General features: G+C 68.8%; 14 protein-coding genes. 6 read left to right on the top strand and 8 right to left on the bottom strand.

Features of this window, described 5'->3' with window-relative positions:
* Positions 1–33 precede the first annotated feature (33 nt).
* Both OHA11_RS34315 and pulA read right to left on the bottom strand, forming a co-directional pair.
* Entirely contained in the window at positions 34–1,662 is a 1,629-nt protein-coding gene (locus OHA11_RS34315) for a fused response regulator/phosphatase (protein ID WP_266502948.1), read from the bottom strand.
* Positions 1,663–1,734: 72 nt separating this feature from the next.
* Positions 1,735–7,251 (bottom strand): pullulanase-type alpha-1,6-glucosidase, encoded by a 5,517-nt coding sequence (pulA, locus tag OHA11_RS34310; protein WP_266502946.1) that lies wholly within the window; start codon positions 7,249–7,251, stop codon positions 1,735–1,737.
* Positions 7,252–7,510: 259 nt separating this feature from the next.
* On the opposite strand from pulA, the gene OHA11_RS34305 reads away from it, so the two are divergent.
* Together OHA11_RS34305 and OHA11_RS34300 are read left to right on the top strand one after the other, a co-directional pair.
* Positions 7,511–8,359 (top strand): hypothetical protein, encoded by an 849-nt coding sequence (locus tag OHA11_RS34305; RefSeq protein WP_266502944.1) that lies wholly within the window; start codon positions 7,511–7,513, stop codon positions 8,357–8,359.
* A gap of 62 nt (positions 8,360–8,421) precedes the next feature.
* Positions 8,422–9,276, top strand: a complete 855-nt coding sequence (locus tag OHA11_RS34300) for a hypothetical protein (RefSeq protein ID WP_266502942.1) — start codon at positions 8,422–8,424, stop codon at positions 9,274–9,276.
* Between the two features lie 36 nt (positions 9,277–9,312).
* Here OHA11_RS34300 and OHA11_RS34295 read toward each other — a convergent pair whose 3' ends face one another.
* From OHA11_RS34295 to OHA11_RS34275, 5 genes are all read right to left on the bottom strand, one after another.
* Positions 9,313–10,695, bottom strand: a complete 1,383-nt coding sequence (locus tag OHA11_RS34295) for an alpha-amylase family protein (RefSeq protein ID WP_266502940.1) — start codon at positions 10,693–10,695, stop codon at positions 9,313–9,315.
* A 196-nt stretch (positions 10,696–10,891) separates the two neighbouring features.
* Positions 10,892–12,586, bottom strand: coding sequence for a glycoside hydrolase family 13 protein (locus tag OHA11_RS34290; protein WP_266502938.1), 1,695 nt, complete (start codon positions 12,584–12,586; stop codon positions 10,892–10,894).
* Between the two features lie 252 nt (positions 12,587–12,838).
* A complete protein-coding gene (locus OHA11_RS34285) occupies positions 12,839–13,750 on the bottom strand; it encodes a sugar ABC transporter permease (RefSeq protein WP_266502937.1) in 912 nt (303 codons plus the stop codon).
* 13 nt (positions 13,751–13,763) lie between these two features.
* Complete coding sequence (locus OHA11_RS34280; protein WP_266502936.1) at positions 13,764–14,768, bottom strand: carbohydrate ABC transporter permease; 1,005 nt, start codon at positions 14,766–14,768, stop codon at positions 13,764–13,766.
* A gap of 124 nt (positions 14,769–14,892) precedes the next feature.
* Positions 14,893–16,164 carry an extracellular solute-binding protein gene (locus tag OHA11_RS34275; RefSeq protein ID WP_266502935.1) on the bottom strand — a complete coding sequence of 424 codons (1,272 nt, stop codon included), beginning with the start codon at positions 16,162–16,164 and terminating at the stop codon, positions 14,893–14,895.
* A 486-nt stretch (positions 16,165–16,650) separates the two neighbouring features.
* On the opposite strand from OHA11_RS34275, the gene OHA11_RS34270 reads away from it, so the two are divergent.
* Together OHA11_RS34270 and OHA11_RS34265 are read left to right on the top strand one after the other, a co-directional pair.
* Complete coding sequence (locus tag OHA11_RS34270; RefSeq protein ID WP_266502934.1) at positions 16,651–17,685, top strand: LacI family DNA-binding transcriptional regulator; 1,035 nt, start codon at positions 16,651–16,653, stop codon at positions 17,683–17,685.
* 98 nt (positions 17,686–17,783) lie between these two features.
* The gene (locus tag OHA11_RS34265; protein WP_266502933.1) at positions 17,784–18,656 is read left to right on the top strand and encodes a phosphatase PAP2 family protein; all 873 of its coding nucleotides are present in this window, start codon (positions 17,784–17,786) and stop codon (positions 18,654–18,656) included.
* A gap of 373 nt (positions 18,657–19,029) precedes the next feature.
* Here OHA11_RS34265 and OHA11_RS34260 read toward each other — a convergent pair whose 3' ends face one another.
* The gene (locus tag OHA11_RS34260; RefSeq protein ID WP_266507653.1) at positions 19,030–22,038 is read right to left on the bottom strand and encodes a bifunctional [glutamine synthetase] adenylyltransferase/[glutamine synthetase]-adenylyl-L-tyrosine phosphorylase; all 3,009 of its coding nucleotides are present in this window, start codon (positions 22,036–22,038) and stop codon (positions 19,030–19,032) included.
* Positions 22,039–22,241: 203 nt separating this feature from the next.
* Between OHA11_RS34260 and OHA11_RS34255 the strand changes: the two genes are divergently transcribed.
* Together OHA11_RS34255 and OHA11_RS34250 are read left to right on the top strand one after the other, a co-directional pair.
* A complete protein-coding gene (locus tag OHA11_RS34255) occupies positions 22,242–22,745 on the top strand; it encodes a pyridoxamine 5'-phosphate oxidase family protein (protein ID WP_266502931.1) in 504 nt (167 codons plus the stop codon).
* Between the two features lie 75 nt (positions 22,746–22,820).
* Positions 22,821–23,261: a VOC family protein gene (locus OHA11_RS34250; RefSeq protein WP_266502930.1), complete on the top strand. Its 441-nt coding sequence runs from the start codon at positions 22,821–22,823 to the stop codon at positions 23,259–23,261.
* Positions 23,262–23,349 lie beyond the last annotated feature (88 nt).

The raw sequence follows: 23,349 nt of genomic DNA, 5'->3' as shown, positions 1-23,349 counted from the left end.
GTACTCCTATTGCTCTGGGTCGACAGGCTCACCCTAAGGCTCCAGCCGGAGCGCGAGCAGTGCGATGTCGTCCTCCCGTTCCCTGCCGAACCGCTCCAGGAGCGTGTCGCACAGGGCGGACACTCCGGGCGGCGCCTCGGCCGCGGCCGTACGGAGTTGCTCCATGGAGACCGCCAGATCCGTACCGCGGGTCTCGATGAGACCGTCGGTGACCATGAGGAGGCGGTCCGTGGGGTCGAGGAACAGCTCGACGGGCGGCTGCCGGGGCAGGCCGAGACCGAGCCCGAGCAGCGGCCCGGCGGCCTTGGCGTACTCGGCGTTGCCCGAGTCGCGGACGATCAGCGGCGGGATGTGGCCGGCGTTGGCTATCCGGGTGCGCCCGGTGCCCGGGTCGACCAGCACCAGACACACGGTGGCCGTCACCTCGGGGTGGTAGCGCTGCAGCATCCGGTCGAGCCGATCGGCGAGTACCGCCGGATCGGATTCGTCGACGCAGTAGGCGCGCAGGGCGTGCCGCATCTCGACCATGACGGTGGCCGCGTCCAGCGAGTGCCCGACGACGTCCCCGACCGCGGTGAGCACCCCGTCGTCGGTGCGCAGCGCGGCGTAGAAGTCGCCGCCGATCTCGGTCTGCCGGGACGCGGGCACGTAACGCACCACCACATCGACGCCGGGCAGGTCGGGCAGCCGGTGCGGCTGGGGCAGGAAGCTGTGCTGGAGGGTGAGGGCGACATGGCGCTCGACCTGATACATCAGCAGGGGTTCGGCGGCGAGCGCGGTGGCCTGGGCGAGGCGGCCGACCAGATCGGCGTCCTCGGGTTCACCGGGCCGCGGCGCACGCAGGGGCGTCGCGAAACACACCGGTGCCTTGCCGTCCTGGGTCAGGGTGAGGACGAGACGGGCGTCGTCCCGGGTGCCGGACCGGAAGAAGCCCATCGGCCACAGGGGCGCGGGCACGACGGTGCGGAACACCCCGGACCGCCCCTGGCTGATCTCTCTGATCAGCCGGACGACGGCCTCCTGCGCCTGGCCGTCCGGCAGGGCGAAGACGCTCCGGCCCTTGGACGTGCTGTAGTACAGCTCGCCGTCCGGGCCGAGGACGAAGACGACGGCCGGGCCGCCGGTGAGCCGGGCGGCGCCCTCGGCGGACGCGTCGGCGAGTTCCGTGAGGTTGCGCGCGGCCTGCACGGTGACGATCGTCCCGGACAGCAGTGTCAGCCGGCGGACGAGCGTCTCGGCGCCGGAGCGCATCTGGGCGGCGCGCACCGCGGCCCGTACGACGGCACGGATCTCCTCGGGTTCGGCGGGCACCGTCAGATACGCCTCGCCGCCCGTGTCCAGGCCCTCGCACCGGTCGTCGGGTGCCACGGCCGCGGCGGAGAAGTGGACGACGGGCAGCGTGGCCATGGGCGGCTGCGCCTTGAGCCGACGGCACAGTTCGAAGCCGCTCATGTCCGGCAGACCGACATCGATGAGGGCCACATCGGGCAGGGAACCCGCGCGCAGCCGTACGTCGAGTTCGGCGAGCGCCTCGACCGCGGTGGCCACGGGGACGATCCGGTGGCCGGCGCGGCGGAGCACCGCCCCCAGGGCGTAGCGACTGGCCGGCACGTCGTCGACGATCAGCACGGTGGTGCGCGTCCTGTTGGCGTTGCCGTCCATCTGCGCGGCCCCCGAGGCACGGTGGTGGGGCGGAACAGGGTTCGGGTTCCGCCCCACCAAAATAATGCCTAGTCAGGCGGTCCGGGTGAATACGGCCACGCTGCGTCCCGGAACGGCGAAACTGCCCGATTCCGGATCGTACGAAGAGGACTTCACGGTGGCGTCCGCTCCCGTCCGCTGCACCGGGTGCAGGGTGTACGCCGCCCCGGCCAGGGAGGCGACCCGCTGCTCCCGCCTCTCGGGGGTCGCGTTGAACACCACGACGAGATCACCGAGTCGCATGGTGATCACCCCGGGCGTCTCGTCCTCGCCGGACAGCGGGAAGGACAGCTTCGACTGCACCTGCGCGGCGCTGCCGAGCCCGAAGACGCTCTCGCTCGTACGGATCCTCAGCAGATCCCGGTACGCGGCGGAGGCGCCCTCGATCTGCGGACAGCCCACCGTGAGGCCCGCGGACGTCAACAGGGGCTTGGCGTAAGGCCACTTGGACTCGTTGTCGGCCGCCATCGGCAGCCCGCGTCCGAAGCCGTTGCCGTCGCGGCAGTCCCAGTGGATCGCGTTGAACCAGTCACCGCTGTCGTACGAGTTGCGGTCGAGCGACTTGGAACGCAGCAGGTCGGTACCCGCCTGGGACAGCGCCGGGCCCTGCGAGAGCGCGGCCGTGGCCATCGCGAGGACCTGCATCCGGGCCCGGTCGGCGGCCGGGGTGCCCTTCGGCAGCTTGAACGCGAGCGCGTCGAACAGCGACTCGTTGTCGTGCGCGTCCACGTACGCGAGGGCGTCGCCGGGAGCGTCCGCGTATCCGGCGGGCGCCCCGTTGTAGTCGACCTCGGAGCCTTCGACCTCCTTGCCGCTCGTGTCGGTGAAGGCGTACGTGGCGAGGTTGCCGGACAGCCCGACCTTGATCAGGTCCTGGTAGTGCAGGAGTCGGGCCTTCTGATCGTCCGAAGTGCCGTTGCCCGTCGAGGAGTTGGGGTCGGTGTAGAGGCCGGAGGCGAAGCCCTGGACGCCCGGGTCCTCGTCGAACGGGCCGCCGCCGCGCACGGCGTCACGGGCCCGGTCGGAGAAGGTGGCGATGCCGGTCCCGGCCATGTTCTTCTGGGTGGCCTGGACGAAGCGGGCGTCGTCCGCGATCTCGCCGAAGTTCCAGCCCTCCCCGTACAGGATGATCTTCTTCCCGTCGACGCCGTCCTTCTCGACGGTGAGCGCGTCGAGGGCCTTCCTGACCGCCAGGATGTTGGCCTTCGGATGGTGGCCCATCAGGTCGAAGCGGAAGCCGTCGACCTTGTACTCCCTGGCCCAGGTGACGATCGAGTCGACCACCAGCTTGCCCATCATGGCGTTCTCGGGTGCCGTGTTGGCACAGCACGTGGAGGTGGCGACGCTGCCGTCGACGAGGAGGCGCTGGTAGTAGCCGGGGACCACCTTGTCGAGCACGCTCGTGCCTGCCTGGCCGCTCGCGGTGGTGTGGTTGTAGACCACGTCCATGACGACCCGCAGACCGTCCTCGTTCAGCGACTTGACCATCTTCCGGAACTCGACCGTACGGCCCGTCCCGTCGGGGTCGGTGGCGTACGAACCCTCCGGCACCGTGAAGTGGTACGGGTCGTAGCCCCAGTTGTACGCGTCCTTCGCCGCCACCTTCGCCACGCACTCCTGCTGCTTCTCCGAGTCGGCGGCGTAGGAGGAGAGGTCGCAGTCGACGGTCGCCTGGTCCGCCTTCTTCTCCGGGATGGTGGCGATGTCGAAGACGGGCAGGAGATGGACGTACGAAGTCCCGGAATCCGCAAGCTTCTTGAGGTGCCGAGAGCCCGCGCTGCCCTTGTCGGTGAAGGCGAGATAGGTGCCCTTGTCCTTCGCGGGGACGGTCTTGTCGTCGACGGAGAAGTCCCGGACGTGCAGCTCCTGGATCTGCGCGTCCTTCAGCGGGACGGCCTTGGGCTTCCGCAGCCCCGACCAGCCGCTCGGGGCAAGGGACTTGTCGCCCAGGTCGACGACGAGACTGCGCTCGGAGTCCGCGGTGAGGGCGACCGAGTAGGGGTCGGTGACCTTGTTGGTGACGACCTCGCGGACGCTGGGCGCCCACACCTTCACGACGTACCGATAGGCCTTGTTCTGCCAGGACTTGGGGCCGGTGACGGACCAGACGCCCGAGCTTGCGTCACGCTTCATCGGCACGGTCTTCGGCGAGGCGCCCCTGTCGCCGATCTCCAGCTTCACGTCCTGCGCGGTGGGCGCCCAAAGGGCGAGCGTCGGGCGTCCCTTGTCGAACGTCGGCCCGAGGTCCGCCTTCGTCGCATCGCCGTACAGGTCGTCGAGCACGCCCGCGATCTGTACGCCCGTGGCCGCCAACACGGCACCATTGGCGGCTCGTTGGGAGGCGACGAGCTGGCCGCGCAGCGCCTCACGCATCCGGCCGCGATCACGGTCGCGCGGGTCGACGGACCAGGCCTGGTAGTCCTTGAGGTGCGGGAACTTCGCCTTCTGGGCGTCGGTGAGCGTGGCCTTGTCGAGCCGTAGCCAGCGCTCGTCGTCGCTCGTGAGGGTGCCGTCCTCGGCCTTGACGGACCCGTCACGCGAGGACAGCAACTGGGTCGACGCGGCGGCCTCGTTGCCGTTCCAGGCGACGGTGTTCCGGTCGATCCAGACCGCCTTGGAGGTGGTCAGGTCGAGCGCGGCGGCGCTGCCCGCGGGCTGCGGCAGGAGGTACTTCTCCTGGCCGTTCAACAGCCACACCTCATGGCCGTTCGCCGTGAGGTCGAGCGACTGATCGGCGGGCAGGTCCTTCTCGTCGCCCTTGTGGATGATGTAACTGAGGCTGGTGGCACCCTCGGTGAGCGGCACCTCGAAGACAGCGCCATAAGCGTCAGTCTTCACCGGCTCCAGGGGCTTCGACCAGTCCGTGGGGTCAGCGGCTCCGGTCCAGGTGTGCAGACCCCAGCCGGCGTAGTTCCCGTCGGCCCGCTGGTAGTGGAGCACGGCCTTGGTCTTGTCCGGCGCCGGATAGTCGGCGGCCGGCCTCTCCGTGCGTACGGCCTCCTTGCCCTGCTCGACCCAGACCTCGCCGGTCTTGGTGACGTCGATCGTGCGGTCGGCGGAGACGTCCTTGTCGCCGTCCTTGTCGATGACGAGGAAGCTCACGTTCGACGCGCCGGGCTTCAGTTTCACGTAGGCGAAGGCCCCATACGCGTCCCGGCCGATGAAGTCGTGGCCCTCGGGCCAGGTGGTGCCCTCGCCGTCGGCGATGTCGCCCCAGGCGTACAGCCGCCAGTCGGTGTAGTCGCCGTCCTCGCGCTTGTAGTGGACGACCGCGTACTCGCGCGAGGAGGCGGTGGGGACCTCTTCGGCGGGCGGGGTGCCGGTGGTGGAGGCAGCCGTCGCACTCGCCGTACGTCCGGCGGAGTCGATCACAACCGCCTTGTAGCGCAAGGCTGTTCCGGCCGGTACGTCCTTGCCGACGACCTGGGTGACCCGGTAGGGGGCGTGGTCGGCGGAGCCGAGCGTCTTCCACCTGCCGTTGCCGACCTGGGCGGCGAGGACGACGCGGTTGAGCTGTCCGCCTCCCCCACTCTCGGCTTCGCTCGAGCGGGAGGTGCCCCCATCATCCGCGGAGATCTCCACGGTGCCGGTGGCGCCCTCGGCAGGGGCCTTCAGCGTGAGAGTCGGCTTGGCGGCAGGCGGTGAGAGCCTGCCCGTCGCCTTGAACACGACCGAGGAACCGGCCGGGACGGTGACGGTGACCTTTGTGTCGGAGCCGCTCTTGAGGGACTCGTCCGCGCCATCAGTACCGCCGGTGCCGTCCGTGCCGTAGATCCCGCGGAACGTCATGTCCGCCGAACCGGTAGCGAAGGTCGCCTCCTTCGCCGTGTCGGCGTTGTTCACGGCGACGACGTACTCGATGCCGGTCTTCGCGTCGGTCCGGGAGAAGGCGTAGACACCGGCGCCGTCGGCCGCGTACCGCTCCGTCTGGACGCCGTCCGCGAGGGCCGGGTTGGCCTTGCGGAGCTTGGCGAGAGCACTGATCTGCTGGTAGAGCGGTGCACTCGTGTCGTACGCGTCCTCGGCGTGCGTGCGGTCGGTGCCCAGCTGGTCGTCGTCCAGGTAGTCGGCCGTCTTCGACGCGAACATGGTCTGGCGGGCGTCCTTGTCGCCGCCCGCGCCCGTGAAGCCCTGCTCGTCGCCGTAGTAGACGACCGGGTTGCCGCGGCCGAGGAACATCAGCTCGTTCGCGAGCCGGTCCTTCTTCACCAACTCGGCGTCGGACGCCCCCGGGTTGTCCTGCTTGAGGAAGGTGCCGATGCGGCCCATGTCGTGGTTGCCGAGGAAGGTGACCTGCTCGTACGCGTTGGCCTTGTCCGTCGTGTACTTGTAGTCGTCCCCGAAGACCGAGGCGAGCCGCTTCGCACTGCCACCCTGGGAGGCGTACGCCCGTGCCGCGTCCTGGAAGGGGAAGTCCAGCGTGGAGTCGAGGCGGCCCTGGGTGACGTACGGCGAGGTGATCGACGTGTCGGCCGAGTACACCTCGCCGAACATGAAGAAGTCGTCACGCCCCCGCTCGGCCGCGTACGTGTCGAGGGCGGTGGCCCACTGGGTCCAGAACTCCGTGTTGACGTGCTTCACGGTGTCGATCCGGAAGCCGTCGATGTCGTAGTCCCTGACCCACCGCTGGTAGATCTTCTCCATACCGCTGACGACCTCGGGACGCTCGGTCCACAGATCGTCGAGGCCGCCGAAATCGCCGTATGTGGAGTTCTCTCCGGCGAAGGTCGAGTCGCCGCGGTTGTGGTACATCGACGTGTCGTTGAGCCACGACGGCACCTTGACGTTCTTCTTCGCGTCGGCCACGACGGGCGTACGCGGGAAGGAGCCGGAGCCCACGGACGGGAAGTCCGCCTCACCGGCTGTCCCGTCGGCGTAATCGGCGTCGTCGAAGGGCTCGCCGTCCTTCGTCAGATACGGGAAGGCGCCCTTGGAGAGGTACCCGTAGGACTTCTCCTCGTAGTCGACGACGTCGGCCGTGTGGTTGGTGATGACGTCGAAGAAGACCTTCATGCCCTTGTCGTGGGCCTTGTCGATCAGCCGCTCCAGATCCGCGTTCGTGCCGAAGTGCGGGTCGACCTGGGTGAAGTCGGTGATCCAGTAGCCGTGGTAGCCGGCCGAGGCGTCCGTGCCGGTGCCCTGCACGGGCTGGTTCTTGAAGATCGGCGCCATCCAGATGGCGGTGGTGCCGAGGTCCTTGATGTAGTCGAGCTTCTTCGTCAGGCCCTTGAGGTCGCCGCCCTGGTAGAAGCCCTTGTCGGTCGGGTCGTACCCGGTGTCGAGGCGGGAGCCGGTGAGGCCGCCCTTGTCGTTCGACGCGTCGCCGTTGGCGAAACGGTCCGGCAGGACGAAGTAGAACTGCTCACGGGTGAGGTCGTTGCGGGCGGGCGTCCTGGCCAGGGCCGCGTCCGACGGGGGCGCGGGCGGGGCCGCGGCGCGCGCGGCGAGGGGCTGGACGAGCGCCGCGGCGAGGGCGGCCACGGCGACGGCCGCGACCCGTCCGGCGTGGGCGGTGCGGCGCGCCGGGGGCGCCGGCCATCTCGGTATCACAGGCGGGAACTCCTTGCGATTACGGCTCAGTCGGGTCCGACCCCGGCGAGACCGTATCGCCGACGCAAGGGTTGCAGCAAGATGCCTGCAAGGAGAAGAAAGAGATTTCATCAGCATCCTTGACGGTAATTCACAGGGGCGGCTTGGAACCGACCACTCCAATTACCCGTCCTACAGGCCGAACTGGATACGCACGGTCGAACATTGAAACGTTCAATAGATTTACCTATGCAATTAGGTGTGCGCGGAAGGAATGCCCTTGATAGAACTGTCTGCACTGGTCGACGCCTTGAAGGCCCACGCGCTGGACGCCACGCTGACCGGGGAGGGCCAGATCGTCGTCAACCTGCCCGGCACCCGGGACCAGTTGATCCTGGGCCCCAGCCGGAGCGGGAGCGAGCCCCGTCTGTTCTGGCAGCGCCGTACGTTCCTCGGCACCCGTACCAACGAGTGCGGGTATCTGGAGTGGACGGCCGACCCCGGGCCCGTGGTCGGGGAGGTTGTCGGCTACGCGCACTCCAACCGACGGTGCGAGCCACCGTACGGACCGGTTCTGGACGCGCTGCGAAGCATCGGACTCGACCCGGCGGTCGTGGCCACCGGCGGAGGCCGTCATCTGATCTGCGCCTACCTCGCCGACGGCACCCGGCTCGTCATCGGTGCTCCCGGGTCGCTTCCCCCTCAGCTGACGCAGGTCAGCGACTGGCAGGTCCGGCACACGGGCCCCGGCGGCAGGAGCAGGGTCGTCTACCAGTCGGCTCCGCAGGACCGTGATCCCGAGGCCGCGACCGGTGAGCCCGGCATCGACCTGATGGCCAAGCATGTCGCCCGCTATCTCACCGAGGCGGGGCTGCGCCACGACGGCCACCGCCCGCTGCCCGCACCGGAACAGGAGGTCACCGCGGGGTCGGTGGCCCGGCTGATCAAGGAACTGGCCCAACTACCGAGCCACCAGGGCGGGTTGGACACCTCCGGCGGCGCCCTCATCACCCTCGCCGAGCGGGACGGCGCCAACGCCACGGCCGTCGAGGTCCCCGCCGAACTCGCGAGCCGGATCCACTCGGTCCTGCTGAGCATGCTCACGGTCATGCGGCCGTACGACGAGTAGCGTCCGCCACACCTGGGGGGCGGCCCGCATCACGCGACGCGCGATACGCGACGATGAACTAGATGGCTACGACACGAGAACAGTTCGAGCAGCGGCTCGCCGCACTGGGGGACGCCTGGATCACCCGCAGGCAGATGCGGGAGCTGGCGGGAGTCACGGAGAAGACCGTCCGCAACTGGCTGGCCGCAGGCCCCCTGGCCCCGTCCGAGACCCGGACGGGCCCGCACAACACCCAGCTCATCGAGCGCGAGGCCGCCGCGACCCTGGCCCGCAAACGCCTCTTCGGACCCAGGGACGGCACCACCGTGCCGTGGACCGGTCCGCGCCTGGCCGAAGAGCCTCGGCGGTTGAGTCATGCCCCCGGCGAGCAGTGGGGGTGGGTCGACATCGCCCGGCGGCGCGGGGTGACCCCCGGGGCCGTCAGCAACCTGGCGAAGTCGTACGAGAACCACCCGGCCAGGCCGTTCCCCCGGGCTGCCGGGCGCGGGCGCGACGCGGCGGCCGTGTCCGAGTGGTTCCTCTGGTACGACACCGAGCGTCCGGGATACGCGGCACGTCGCGAGGAAGGGCGTATCCCGGAAGTCGTCGCACGGCTGAAGTCGGCACTGGCCGGACCGGAGGACCTGACGACGGCGACTCTCGCCGAAGAGCTGGGAGTCGCCCCCGCCGTGGCACGGGCCTACCTCGCCCGGGCCGCCGAGCAGGTGATGGGCTGCCATCTGCTCATCCCCCGCAGCGCCATCGCGGGACTCCTTGAGCGGGCCGGCCACAGCGGGACCCCCGAGCAGCGGCGCGAGCGGGTCAGGACCCTGCTGCGCCGCGGGAACGCCCCGCGCAAGCACATCACCGTCGGTGGCACCGACTACTACAAGAAGGCCGAGATCGACCGTCTCCTGTCGTCGTCGCACGTCAGCTGACGTGCACGGTCCCTCAGCAACTGACGCGGTCCGTGCTCAGCAGCTCGACTTGCCCGAGTAGACCGCCAGGGCAGTGTTCGTGCCCAGCGTCGCCGTGAGTTGACCCGAGCTGTTGACCGTCATGGTCGTGTTGCTCTGGACATCGCAGTACGTGCCCGCCGCGAGCGAGGTCTGATAGGTGCGGGTCAGCGCGGACGACTCGTGGTTGATGGCCACGAAGCCCTTGGCGCCCCGGCCGAAGGCGATGGCGTCGCCCCCGTTGTCCCACCAGTTGGTGACGGACTCGCCGCGCGTCGCGTTGCGGAACGCGACCATCGACTGGATCTCCGGCCAGGCGTGCTGGCACTTCCAGCCGTCCTGCCAACAGGCTTTGACCGTACCGCCGTTGGGCGGACCCGCGTCCGTCGAGGAGAACTCGTAGCCGGAGTTGATGTCGGGCGCCCCGTAGGGCCAGGCCAGCATGAAGACGTTGGCCAGCGTGTAGTTCGCGCCGTCCTTGTAGTTGAGGGTGCTGCCGTTGCGCTCGGTGTCGTGGTTGTCGACGAAGACGCCCGAGACCCCGCTGCTCATATAGCCCCAGCCCTCGCCGTAGTTCTTCAGGTAGGCGAGGTTCTCGTTGTTGAAGACCCGCTTGAGATCGAACGCGTACCGGAACTCCTGGACATCGCCGCTGCCCGTGTACTCGCTGGGCTGGACGGCCTCGCCCGTACCGTAGATGGCCTCCTGCTTCCAGTACGCGGACGAATTGCTCAGCCGGCCCTTGATGTTGGCGAGGTCGGCGGCCGGGATGTGCTTGGCCGCGTCGATGCGGAAGCCGTCGACACCCAGCGAGAGCAGGTCGTTCAGGTACGTCGCGATGGCCCCGCGCACGTACTCCTCGCCGGTGTCCAGGTCGGCGAGCCCGACAAGTTCGCAGTTCTGGACGTTGCCGCGGTTCGTGTAGTCGCTGATCGTCGCCGTGCAGTCGTCGAAGTCGAAGGACGAGTACAGCCCCGGGTAGTCGTACTTCGTGTACGAGGAGCCGCCGGTACCCGTGCCGCTGCCCGCCGACATGTGGTTGATCACCGAGTCGGCGACCACCTTCACACCCGCCGCGTGACAGGTGCTGACCATGCTCTGGAAGGCCGTACGGTCACCGAGCCGCCCGGCGATCTTGTAGCTGACCGGCTGGTACGAGGTCCACCACTGCGAGCCCTGTATGTGCTCGGCGGGCGGCGAGACCTGGACGTATCCGTAACCGGCCGGGCCCAGGCGGTTGGTGCACTCCTTGGCGACCGAGGCGAAGGTCCACTCGAAGAGGACGGCGGTGACGTCCTTGGTGCCGGGCGGGGAGGCGTACGCGGTGCCCGTGGTGCTCGCGGGGACGACGAGCGCGGCTGCCGCGAGGGCGAGCGCGCCGGAAAGAGCTCTCTTGGCCATGTGGGGGGTCCTTCTCCGTTGAAGGGCGTACGAAGGGCGTGTGAAGGGCGTGCCGTTGAAGGTTCTTGCTGCAAGATTCAACGGCCATGCGGTGCGCCAGATAGTAGAAGCCCGCCTCCCAGAGCGGAAGACGGGCTTCTGAAAATTCCGGAAAGTTCTTGCAGAACCTCTCGGTTGATGGACGACTGATGGACGATCAGTCAGCGGTCCACCACGCTGTGGTGTCGGCGGGCAGCTTCGCCTCGCCGTCGTCCGTCACGGTCACCTCGCCACTCGCGTCGCCGCTCGTGAGCAGCACGCGCCCGTGCGCCGGGACGGTCACCGCCTCGGCGCCGGTGTTGGTGGTGCAGACGAACGCCCCACGCCGGAAGGCGAGAACACCCTCGGGTGCCCTCAGCCACTCGACGCGGTCGCCCGCGCCGAGGTCGGCGTGCTCGCTCCGGACGGCGAGCGCGGACCGGTACAGCTCGAGCGTCGAACCCGCCACCCCGGTCTGCGCCTCGATGCTCAACTCGCCCCAGCCGGACGGCTGGGGCAGCCAGCTGCCCCCGCTGCCGAAGCCGTACGACGAGCCGTCCCGGGTCCACGGGATCGGCACCCGGCACCCGTCGCGGAACCCGTCCTGGCCCGCGCCCCGGAAGTAAGCGGGGTCCTGGCGCACCTCGTCGGGCAGGTCGACGACGTCGGGCAGGCCCAGCTCCTCGCCCTGGTACAGGTACGCGGACCCGGGCAGCGCGAGCATCAGCAGCGTGGCCGCACGGGCCCGGCGCAGGCCCAGTCGGCGGTCTCCGGCGGTACGGATCTGGGTGCCGAGCCCGGCCGGGTTGGCGAACCGGGTGGCGTGCCGGGTCACGTCGTGGTTGGACAGCACCCAGGTGGCGGGCGCGCCCACGGGGCGCATCGCGTCAAGGGTCCGGTCGACACAGGAGCGCAGCTCTCCGGCGTCCCAATGGGTGCTCAGATACTGGAAGTTGAAGGCCTGGTGCAGCTCGTCGGGCCGAACGTAGTTGGCGGTGCGCTCGATGGTCGGAGTCCACGCCTCGGCGACGAAAATCCTCTCGCCCGCGTACTCGTCGAGGACGATCCGCCAGGCCCGGTAGACCTCGTGGACGCCGTCCTGGTCGAAGAACGGCATGACATCGTTGCCCAGCAGCTTCACCTGGTCGTGCGTACCCAGATCGGGCAGCCCGTCCGCCTTGACCAGCCCGTGGGCCACGTCGATACGGAAGCCGTCGACGCCCATGTCGAGCCAGAACCGCAGGATCGAGCGGAACTCGTCGCCGACGGCCGGGTGGTCCCAGTTGAAGTCGGGCTGCTCGGGCGCGAAGAGGTGCAGATACCACTCGCCGGGGGTGCCGTCCGGCTCGGTCACCCGCGTCCAGGCGGGGCCGCCGAAGATGGACTCCCAGTCGTTGGGCGGCAGTTCACCGTCCGCGCCCTTCCCCGCCCGGAAGTGATAGCGCTCCCGAAGAGGCGAACCCGGCCCCTCCGCGAGGGCCCGCTTGAACCACTCGTGCTGGTCCGAGGAGTGGTTGGGCACGAGGTCGACGATGACCCGCAGGGCGAGATCATGGGCGTCCCGGATCAGCGCGTCGGCGTCGAGCAGGTTGCCGAACATGGGGTCGACAGCCCGGTAATCGGCCACGTCGTAGCCGGCGTCGGCCTGCGGCGAAGCGTAGAAGGGGCTGAGCCACACGGCGTCCACGCCGAGGTCGCGCAGATACGGGAGTCGGGAACGTACGCCCTCCAGGTCGCCCATGCCGTCGCCGTTGCTGTCGGCGAAGCTGCGCGGATAGACCTGGTAGATCACCGCGTCGCGCCACCAGTCGCGACGGTCGGCGACGGTGACGAGGGCGGAGGCCGGGGCCGGGTCGGCCGAGTGCTGGCTCATAACATCCTTGAGGCGATGGGGGTGCCCCCGCTCGAGCGCAGTCGAGAGTGGGGGAAGTGTTCGGTCATGGAGTCGCCGTAGCGGCGGGTGTCTTCTTCGTTTGTGGGACTACTGACGAGGCGGCCGCGATGTCAGCGGGGTCGGATGGACACCGCGACCGCCACCCGCGCCCCGAAAGGGGCGCGGGGAACTGCGCGACCAGCCACGACGGGCCGCCGGACGACCGACGACCTCATGGCTCGCCGCGAACGGCTAACCCTTCGTACCGCCCGCGGTAAGCCCGGTCACCAGGTTCTTCTGTACAAGGTAGAAGAAGGCGGAGACCGGGATGGCCACCAACACCGCGGTGGCGGCCATGAGGTTGCGCTGCGCGTCGTGCTCGCTGACGAAGCTCTGCAGACCGACGGCGAACGTGTACTTCGTGTCGGACAGCATGAACGTCGAGGCGAAGGCGACCTCGCCGAACGCGGTGATGAAACTGTAGAAGGCGGCAACGGCCAGCCCCGGCTTGGCGAGCGGCAGGATCAGCCGTGCGAACGTACCGAAGGGCGAGAGCCCGTCGACGCGTCCGGCCTCGTCGATCTCGAAGGGGATGGTGTCGAAGTATCCCTTGAGCAGCCAGGCGCAGTACGGCACGGCCGTCGAGCAGTTGACGAGGATCAGACCCAGGTACTCATCGATGAGCTGGAGTTCGGAGAGGATCTCGTACATCGGGACCATCAGTACGGCGACCGGGAACATCTGGGTGACGAGCAGGACCCACATGAACTTCTTGTAGCCGGGGAAGCGCATGCGGGAGACCGCGTAACCCGTCGTGGCCGCCACCATCACGCCGATGACGGTCGTACCGAGCGACACGATGAGCGTGCTCTTCAGCCAGTCGAAGAACGGCGTGTGCTGGAGTACGAACGCGTAGTTGTCGAGCGTCATCTTGCCGAGGATGTCCCCGGGGTGCAGGTAGTCGTCCTTGTCCGGGCCGAGGGACAGGTAGATGAGCCAGGCGATCGGGAAGAGCGCGATCAGGCTCGCGACGGTGAGGATGCCGTGCGAGGTCAGGGACCCGGCGAGGCCGCGCCCGCCGCGCCGCGGCCCCTTGCCCGCCGGGGCGGTGTCCGCGGGGACCTTGTCCGCCGGGGCGGGGGTCTTGACTGTCGTGGTGCTCATGGGGACTCCTGCCTCAGATCGCGAGCTGCTGCTCATCGCGGGCCAGCCAGCGGCGGTAGACGGAGGTGAAGACGATCAGGATGGAGAGCAGCAGCACGCCGTACGCGGCGGACTGCGCGTAGTCGCGCGGCTGCTGGCCGAAGCCCAGGTAATAGGCCCAGGTGACGAGGATCTGCGCGTCCGGCGCGGTGTCGCCGAAGAGCAGGAAGATGATGGCGAACTGGTTGAACGTCCAGATGACGCCCAGCAGGACGACGGTGGAGCTGACCGATCGCAGCCCCGGCAGGGTGACGTGCCGGAAGCGCTGCCAGGCGCCCGCACCGTCCATCTCGGCGGCCTCGTACAGGGCGCCGTCGATGGACTGAAGTCCGCCGAGCAGCGAGACCATCATGAACGGCACACCGCACCAGGTGTTGACCATGATCGCGGCGAACCGCTGCCAGAAGGTGTCCTCCAGCCACAGCGGCGAGGGCAGATGCACCGCGTCCAGCATGGAGTTGATGACACCACCGTCGGCCAGCATGAAGCGCCAGCCGAAAACAGTGACGAAGGTCGGCACGGCCCACGGCAGCACAAGAATGAGCCGGTAGAACGTGCGACCCCGCAGCTTCTGGTTGAGCAGCAGCGCAAGCCCGAGGCCGATGGCGTAGTGGAGCAGCACACACAGAGCCGTCCACACGATCGTCCAGATGAAGTGCGACCAGAAACGGTCGTACGCGGTCGGTCCCCACAGGATGTCGGCGTAGTTGTCCAGGCCGATGAACTCGTAGGTGGCGTCGATGTGGTTGACGCCGATCGTGCGGGCCGAGTTGAGGCTGTTGGCGTCGGTGAACGTCAGGTAGATGCCCCGCACCAGCGGATAGAGCACCAGCACACCGAGCACGACGATCACCGGGGCGATCATCGCGTACGCGTACCAGTACTTCTGGTACGAGTGCTTCAGGCGCTGGAGCCGACCGGGGCGTGGGGCCCGGTCACCGCGGCGCTTGCCGGTCGCGCGGTCGATGACGACTGTCATGGTTCGACACCTTCTGGAAAATCAGCGGTTGGGCGCACGTTCGGGAGACACGGCCGGTGGCCGTCGGATCCGTCCCCCCTGACCCCTGTCTCACGGGGCCCGGCGGATCCGACGGCCACACAGGTCACTTGCTGAAGTCCGGGACCAGCTTGGCGATCGCGGTCTCCGCGGTGCTCAGGCCCTTGTCCAGCGATTCCTTGCCACCGGCGATCTTGGGCAGTTCGGTGTCGAGCGGGCCCCACAGCGAGCTGTACTCGGGCAGTGCCGGACGCGGCTGGGCGGCGGAGAGCACGCCCTGGTAGCCGGCGATGCCCGGGTCGGCCTTGACCTCGGTGGTGTAGGCGTCGTCGCGCGTCGGCAGCGTGGAGTTCTTGAGGGCGATCGTCTCCTGGGACTTGGCCGAGGTCATGAACTTCAGGAACTTCAGCGAGGCCTCCTGGTGGGCCTTGTCCGAGCCCGCGTACACGGAGAGGTTGTGGCCGCCGGTCGGGGCGCCCGCCTTGCCGCTGGAGCCGGCCGGGACGGTGGCGATGCCGAGGTTGGCCTTGTCCTTGAAGGCCGAGCCCTTGTAGAAGTTCGTGATCTCCCAGGGGCCCTGGACGATCGCGGCGACCTTGCCGCTGACGAAGGCGTCCTGGATGTGGGCGTACGCGTCGGCGGTGGTGTCGGCCTTGTGCAGGCCCTTGCCGTCGAAGAGGCCCTGCCAGGTGCCGTAGGCCTTCTTGGCCTCGGGGGAGGCGACGGTGATCTTCTTGCCCTCGGCATCGACAGTGTCGGTGCCCTCGCCGTAGAGGAAGGACTGCGCGTAGTAGGCCTGGGTGGAGCCCCAGTAGCCGTCGACGCCGGTCTTCGCCTTGATGGTGGCGGCGTCGGTCTTGAGGTCGGCCCAGGTGGCGGGCGCCTTGTCGATGCCGGCCTTCTCGAAGAGAGCCTTGTTGTAGACCAGCGCGAGGGTGTCGGTGACCAGCGGCACGCCGTACGTCTTGCCGTCGTACTTGGCCTGCTCGATGAGGCTGGGCTGGAACTTGGCCTGGTCCGCGAGGGCTTCGGTGCCGTCGAGCGGCAGGAAGAAGCCCTTCTTGGCGAAAGCGGGGGTCCAGCCGACCTCCGAGCGCAGGATGTCCGGGGCGCCCTTGGAACCGGCGGCGGTGTCGAACTTGTTCTGCGCCTGGTCGAACGGCACGTTGACGTACGTGACCTTGATGTCCGGGTTGGCCTGCTCGAATTCCTTCGCGAGGGCCTTGTACACCGGTGCCTCGTTGGTGGCGTTGGACGTGTCCCACCATGTGATGGTGACCGGGCCGTCCGCCTCGCCACTGTCGCTGTCGCCGCCGCAGGCCGTCGCCGCGAGGGCGAGGGACGCCACCAGTGCGGTGGCCGCTATGCCACGCCGCATGAGTTCTCCTTGAGGGTTTAAGCCCGTGTGCTCACAGAAATCGGCCCCGTCCGCCGTTCCTGTCGACTTGCCGACCGCGCCGTTGCCGCCGCCGGGCGACGTGAACGTAACAGCGATGCAAGCAACGCGAAAGACCTTGCAGCAAAAAACTGCAAGACCACTGCACAGTTACACCGCCGTGACCTCCCCCAGCCATCCCCCACCCCCACACCACAAGCCCCCACCGGGCAAGGGGCAGCCTGCAAGGTCCTGCAAACTCTTGCCATACCCGTCGGTCACAGGGATCATCGCCCCGTCGGCACCTTGCAGGAACACCCCATTTCCCGCGGGCGCACACAGCGCGTACGCGACGGACACAGCCCGGAACGCCAACCAGAATCACGAGGGAACGCGATGACGCAGCAGCCCCGAGCGGGCCGATCAGGTGCCCGCGCCCGGCGTTCGTTCGGTGGGCAAGGCGAGACCCGGCCGGTACAGTCCAACCCTGTGACCACACGGCTTGCCGACATCGCAGCCCAGGCGGGCGTGAGCGAAGCGACCGTCAGCCGCGTCCTGAACGGAAAACCGGGCGTCGCCGCGACCACCCGCCAGTCCGTACTGGCCGCGCTCGACGTACTGGGCTACGAGCGCCCGGTCCGCCTGCGACAGCGCAGCGAGGGACTCGTCGGACTCATAACCCCGGAGCTGGAGAACCCGATATTCCCGGCCCTGGCCCAGGTGATCGGCCAGGCGCTGACCCGGCAGGGCTACACCCCGGTCCTCGCGACCCAGACACCGGGCGGCTCCACCGAGGACGAGCTGACCGAGATGCTGGTCGACCGGGGCGTCGCCGGCATCATCTTCGTCTCCGGACTGCACGCGGACACCTCCGCGGACATGCAGCGGTACGAGCAACTGCGCGGCCAGGGTGTGCCGTTCGTGCTCGTCGACGGTTTCTCCCCGAAGGTGCAGGCGCCCTTCATCTCGCCGGACGACCGGGCGGCGATGGCGCTGGCGGTCACCCACCTCGTCTCGCTCGGTCACACCAACATCGGGCTCGCCCTGGGCCCGAAGCGGTTCGTACCGGTCCAGCGAAAGATCGAGGGCTTCGTCCGCACGATGCAGGACCTGCTGGGCCTGGCCGCCATCGACATCGAAGAGCGACTGGTCCAGCACTCGCTGTACACGCTGGAGGGCGGCCAGGCGGCCACCGCGGCGCTCATCGACCGCGGCTGCACGGCCATCGTCTGCGCGAGCGACATGATGGCGCTCGGCGCCATACGGGCCGCCCGGCAGCGCGGCCTCGAAGTCCCCGACGACGTCTCCGTGGTCGGCTTCGACGACTCCCCCTTGATCGCGTTCACGGATCCGCCCCTCACAACCATCCGCAAGCCGGTCCCGGCCATGGGCCAGGCGGCGGTGCGCACGTTGCTGGAGGAGATCGGCGGGACACCGGCGCCCCACAGCGAGTTCGTGTTCATGCCGGAACTGGTGGTGAGGGGCTCGACGGCTTCGGCTCCTGGGGACCGAAATCGTGCGTAAGTAGGAGCCCCCGCCTACCCGCGGGTGGAGAACGTGCGCCAAGGACCCACCCGAGGGATGATCGGTGAGGAAGGGCTCATCTGGCAGACTCTGTCCCTATGGGTGAGAGCACCGTGACGACACTGGAAGACCAGGAACAGGTCACTCCACAGCCCGTCGCGGACGAGACGAACGACCGCGTGGGACAACGCCTCCTGCGCCGCTTGCGCACGCCTCGCCGCCCCCGGCTCTGGTTCGAGATCCTGCTGATCGCGGTGAGTTACTGGACATACTCACTGATCCGCAACGCGGTCCCCGAGCAGAAGTCACAGGCACTGAAGAACGCCGACTGGCTCTGGAGTGTGGAACAGCACCTCGGCATCGCCGTCGAGGAGTCCGTCAACCACACCGTGAACTCGGTGGCTTGGCTGATCGTCGGCATGAACTACTACTACGCGACACTGCACTTCGTGGTGACGCTGGGTGTCCTGGTGTGGCTCTACCGTAGCCACCCGGGCCGTTACGCGGCAACGCGCATGGTCCTCTTCGCCACCACCGGTGTGGCCCTGGTCGGTTACTACCTGTATCCGCTGGCCCCGCCCCGCCTGATGAACGGCCAGAACTTCATCGACACCGTCGTGGTCCACCAGACCTGGGGCTCGATGGCCTCGGGCGACCTGAAGAACATGTCGAACCAGTACGCCGCGATGCCCTCCATGCACATCGGCTGGTCCCTCTGGTGCGGCCTGACGATCTTCGCCCTGGCCTCGGTACCGTGGGTCCGCGTACTCGGCATGCTCTACCCCACGGCGACCCTGGTGGTCATCGTTGCCACGGCCAACCACTTCTGGCTGGACGCGGTGGGCGGCATGATCTGCCTGGCCTTCGGCTACATGGTGGCAAGAATCTGGTACGGATCACTGCCGTACGCACTACCGCAACTGGTCCCGGCAACGACACCGAGACGATCACTGCTACCGACGAAGGCGTAGGCCGGCCACCTGCCCCCGGCCGTCTCCGTCGCCCTGGGCAGACATGGCAGTGGCACTGACCGGGGTGGCAATGCCCCGCACCCGCCGTCCCGACCGAAGGGGCCGTGGCGGGGTGTCCGCCCGCAGCGGATGGCGCGTCCGCACCGGGTACTCATCAAACTCACGCAGTCGCGCCAGACCGAGGACGGACACCCCGCCGCGGCACCGACCGGTCCCGCCGAGCAGGCGCACGACGACAACCCGCAGAATCCACGACGACCGGACCCACATCAGGGGCGCGGGGAACGGCGCGCCAAGCCCCCACACACCCGCACCCGTACAACGCACCCCGGTACACGCCCCCGCAAGAACAACCCCCCGCTACCGCGACCGCTCAGCCGCCCGCCCCGTAGAACAACTCCTCCACAACACCCCGAGCCCGCCGAGTAGCCCGCCGATAGTCATCGAGCATGTCCCCCACATGCCCCGGCCCATACCCCAAGTACCGCCCCACGGCAGCAAGTTCCCGCCCATCGGAAGGGAACGTATCCCCGGCCCGCCCCCGCACCAGCATCACGGCATTCCGCACCCGAGTGGCAAGCACCCACGCCTCATCCAGCGTCGAAGCATCCTCACCGGAGATCAACCCCGCGGCACACGCAGCCGCGAGAGCCTCCCGCGTACGAGTGGTCCGCAGCCCCGGCTCCGCCCACCCGTGCCGCAGCTGAAGCAGCTGAACAGTCCACTCCACATCGGACAGCCCGCCCCGCCCCAGCTTGGCGTGCAACGTCGGATCGGCCCCGCGGGGCATCCGCTCGGTCTCCATCCGGGCCTTCAGCCGCCGGATCTCCCGTACGGCATCCTCGCCAAGACCCTCCGCCGGATACCGCAACGGATCAACCAGCTCGATGAACCGCCGCCCCAACTCCTCGTCCCCGGCGACGACTTCGGCCCGCAGCAACGCATGCGCCTCCCACACGAGAGACCACCGGCGGTAATACGCCTCGTACGAGTTCAACGTCCGCACGAGCGGCCCGGACTTCCCTTCGGGCCGCAGATCCGCATCGACGAGCAACGGCGGATCAGAGCTGGGCACCTGCAACAACCGGCGCATTTCAGAGACAACAGAATTAGCGGCCCGAGACGCCTCCTGCTCCCCAACGCCCTCCCGGGGCTCATGCACGAACAGCACATCCGCATCGGACCCGTACCCGAGCTCGTGCCCCCCAAAGCGCCCCATCCCGATCACCGCGAACCGGGTGGGCAGGGTGTCCCCCCACCCCTCCCGCACCACAGCCCGCAACGCACCCGCGAGCGTCGCCGCCGTCAGATCCGAGACGGCCCCTCCCACCAGGTCCACCAGCGCACCCTGGTCGGCGTTGGCCGGCGTCTCCTCGGTCCCGTAGGAGTTCACGATGTCGACGGCGGCCGTACGGAACAGCTCCCGCCGCCGCACGCCACGCGCGGCGGTGACCGCGGCCTCACCGCCGTCGGCCCGCCCGACCGCCGCGAGGATCTCCTGCTCCAGATGGGCCCGGCTGCGAGGTTCGAGCCCGCCGCCACCGCCGTCCCCGTCCCCGAGCAGCGCCACGGCCTCGGGCGCCCGCATGAGCAGATCGGGCGCCAGCCGCCCGGCGGACAGCACCCGGGCGAGATTCTCGGCGGCGGCCCCTTCGTCCCTCAACAGCCGCAGATACCAAGGGGTTCTGCCCAGCGCGTCGGACACCTTGCGAAAGTTGAACAACCCGGCATCAGGATCAGCGGAATCCGCGAACCACCCCAACAGAACAGGCAACAGGGTCCGCTGGATGGCGGCCTTCCGGGACACCCCGGAGGCGAGCGCCTCCAGATGCCGCAACGCGGCGGCAGGGTCGGCGTATCCCAGCGCGACCAGCCGCTCCCGCGCCGCGTCCGGACTCAACCGGCTCTCGCCGGGCGCGAGTTGGGCGACGGCGTCCAGCAACGGCCGGTAGAAGATCTTCTCGTGCAGCCGCCGCACCACGGAGGCGTGCCGCTTCCACTCCCGGTTCAGCTCGGCGACGGGCTCGGTGCGCAGCCCCAACGACCGCCCGATGCGCCGCAGATCGGCCTCGTCCTCGGGCACGAGATGCGTACGCCGCAGCCGGAAGAGCTGTATGCGGTGCTCCATGGACCGCAGAAACCGATAGGCGTCCGCGAGCTGCACGGCATCGGCACGCCCGACGTACCCGCCCGCGGCCAGCGCCTTCAGGGCGTCCAGCGTGGTCCCGCTGCGCAAGGTCGTGTCGGCCCGCCCGTGCACCAACTGCAGCAGCTGCACGGCGAATTCGACGTCCCGCAGACCGCCCGGCCCGAGCTTCAGCTCGCGCTCGATCTCGGCGACGGGGATGTTCTCGACCACCCTCCGCCGCATCTTCTGCACATCGGCGACGAAGTTGTCCCGCTCGGCCGCCTGCCAGACGAGCGGCGCGAGCGTGGTGACGTAGGTCTCCCCCAGATCAAGGTCTCCGGCAACGGGCCGGGCCTTCAGCAGAGCCTGAAACTCCCAGGTCTTGGCCCACCGCTGGTAGTAGGCGAGATGACTGGACAAGGTCCGAACGAGCGGCCCGTTCCGCCCCTCGGGCCGAAGATTGGCGTCAACGGGCCAGATGGACCCCTCGACCGTGGTCTCGGAACAGATCCGCATCAAATGCGAGGCCAGCCGAGTCGCAGCCCTCAGCGCCTTCCCCTCGTCGGCCCCCTCGACAGCCTCCCCGACGAAGATGACATCGACGTCGGAGACGTAGTTGAGCTCGTGTCCCCCGCACTTGCCCATGGCGATCACCGCGAGCCGGCACAGCGCGGCGTCCTCGGGCGCGGCCGACCGGGCGATGGCGAGCGCGGCCCGCAGCGTGGCGGTCGCGAGATCGGCGAGCTCGGCGGCGGTCTGCGCGACATCGGTGGTCCCGCACACGTCACGCGCGGCGATGGACAGCAGACACCGCCGGTAGGCGATCCTCAGCCCCACGGGATCGGAGGCCTCGGCGAGCCCGCGCTCGAATTCCGCGGTGCCCGGGTGCAGGTCCTGCGGCTCGTACATCACGAGAACCTGCCAGTCGAGCGGATGCCGCGCGAGGTGATCGCCGAGCGCGGCGGACGCGCCGAGCACCCCGAGCAGCCGGTCGCGCAACGGCTTGGCCGCGATCAGTGTGTCGAGCAGCTCGCGCTGGGCCGTGCGCCCGTCCTGCGCCTCGGCGAGCCGTACAAGCCCAAGCAGTGCCAGGTCGGGATCGGCGGTGGCCCCGAGCGCGTCGAGCAGCACCGGATCGTTCCGTATCGAGGCGAGCTCGGGGCTCTCCAGGAGCCGCTCGGCGGCCGACGGATCGGTGAAACCGTGCCGCAGCAGCCGCGTGAAGGTACTGCTCCTGCGCCCCGGCGCCATCATCCCGGCCTCCAGTCCTCCCACGGGATCAAGGTCGTACGGCCCTGAGCCTAACCGGAGAGCCTTCGAGAAGCGCCTGAGCGGACGGCCGACCGATGAGTTCCGTGGCCGGTCAAGGTCTGCCCCAGTAAGAATTCACCACAAGAGATCACCAGCCATCGCATCCGCGAGTCACCATCATCCGCCAGGTCCAGGAGGAGAGAGTCATGGAACCACGGGCCGAGCTGAACGCCCACTACAGCGACGAGACCGCCACCGCACGCCCCTGGTCCGAGGCCGAGGCCCTGCTCGCCGAGGCCGAGCTGTTCTGGATCTCGACGGTACGCCCCGACGGCCGGCCCCACGTCACACCGCTGCCCACGGTGTGGTCGGAGGGCGCGCTGCACTTCTGCACCGGCCCCGAGGAGCGCAAGGCGCGCAACCTCGCCCTGAACCCTCACGTCGTACTGACCACAGGCACCAACACCTGGAACAAGGGGTACGACCTCGTGGTGGAAGGCGATGCGGTCCGGGTGTCCGACGACGACAGGCTGCGCGCGCTGGCCGACGCGTGGGAGCGCAAGTACGGCAGTTTCTGGCACTTCGAGGTCGGCGACGGCCACTTCCACCACGGCGCCGGAAAGGCCCTCGTCTTCTCGGTGGCGCCCGGGACCGTTTTCGGCTTCGGTAAGGGAGAGCCTTTCAGCCAGACGCGCTGGCGTTTCGCCTGACGTACGACCTCACGACGAGCCACGACGAGCCACGACGAGCACCTGCGACAACGCGTACGACAAAGGAGTCGTTCCATGGACATGGCCCTAGAAGTGATCACGCTGCCGGTCTCCGACCTCGACCGGGCGAAGGCCTTCTACCAGGACAAGGTCGGCTTCCACGTCGACCTCGACACCGAGGTGATGCCGGGCGCCCGCGTGGTCCAGCTGACGCCCCCCGGTTCCGGTTGTTCGATCGCGCTCGCCGAGGGGGTGCCCATCCCGACGGGAACCCCGAAGCCGGGCACGTACCACGGCCTGCAGCTGGTCGTCGCGGACGCCAAGGCGGCGTACGAGGAGCTGAGGGCCCGGGGCCTGGAGATCAGCGAGCCCGTCCAGTACGCACCCCAGGACGGCGGCACGTTCATGCACTTCACGGACCCCGACGGCAACGGCTGGGCCATCCAGGAATTCCGCGAGCGCGCCACGAAGCCCCTCCACAAACTGATGACGGAACTGGCCGAGCAGACGCGGTGACGGAGGGCCTCATCCGCTGATTCGGAGACGGGTGGCGGCGACCTTGATCGGTGCGAGATCGCCGCCGCCATGGACACCAATGCACGCC

It is taken from the genome of Streptomyces sp. NBC_00878 (assembly GCF_026341515.1).
Lineage (GTDB): Bacteria > Actinomycetota > Actinomycetes > Streptomycetales > Streptomycetaceae > Streptomyces.
Note: the sequence above shows the minus strand (reverse complement) of the source record. Positions and strands in the feature narration are given on the sequence as shown.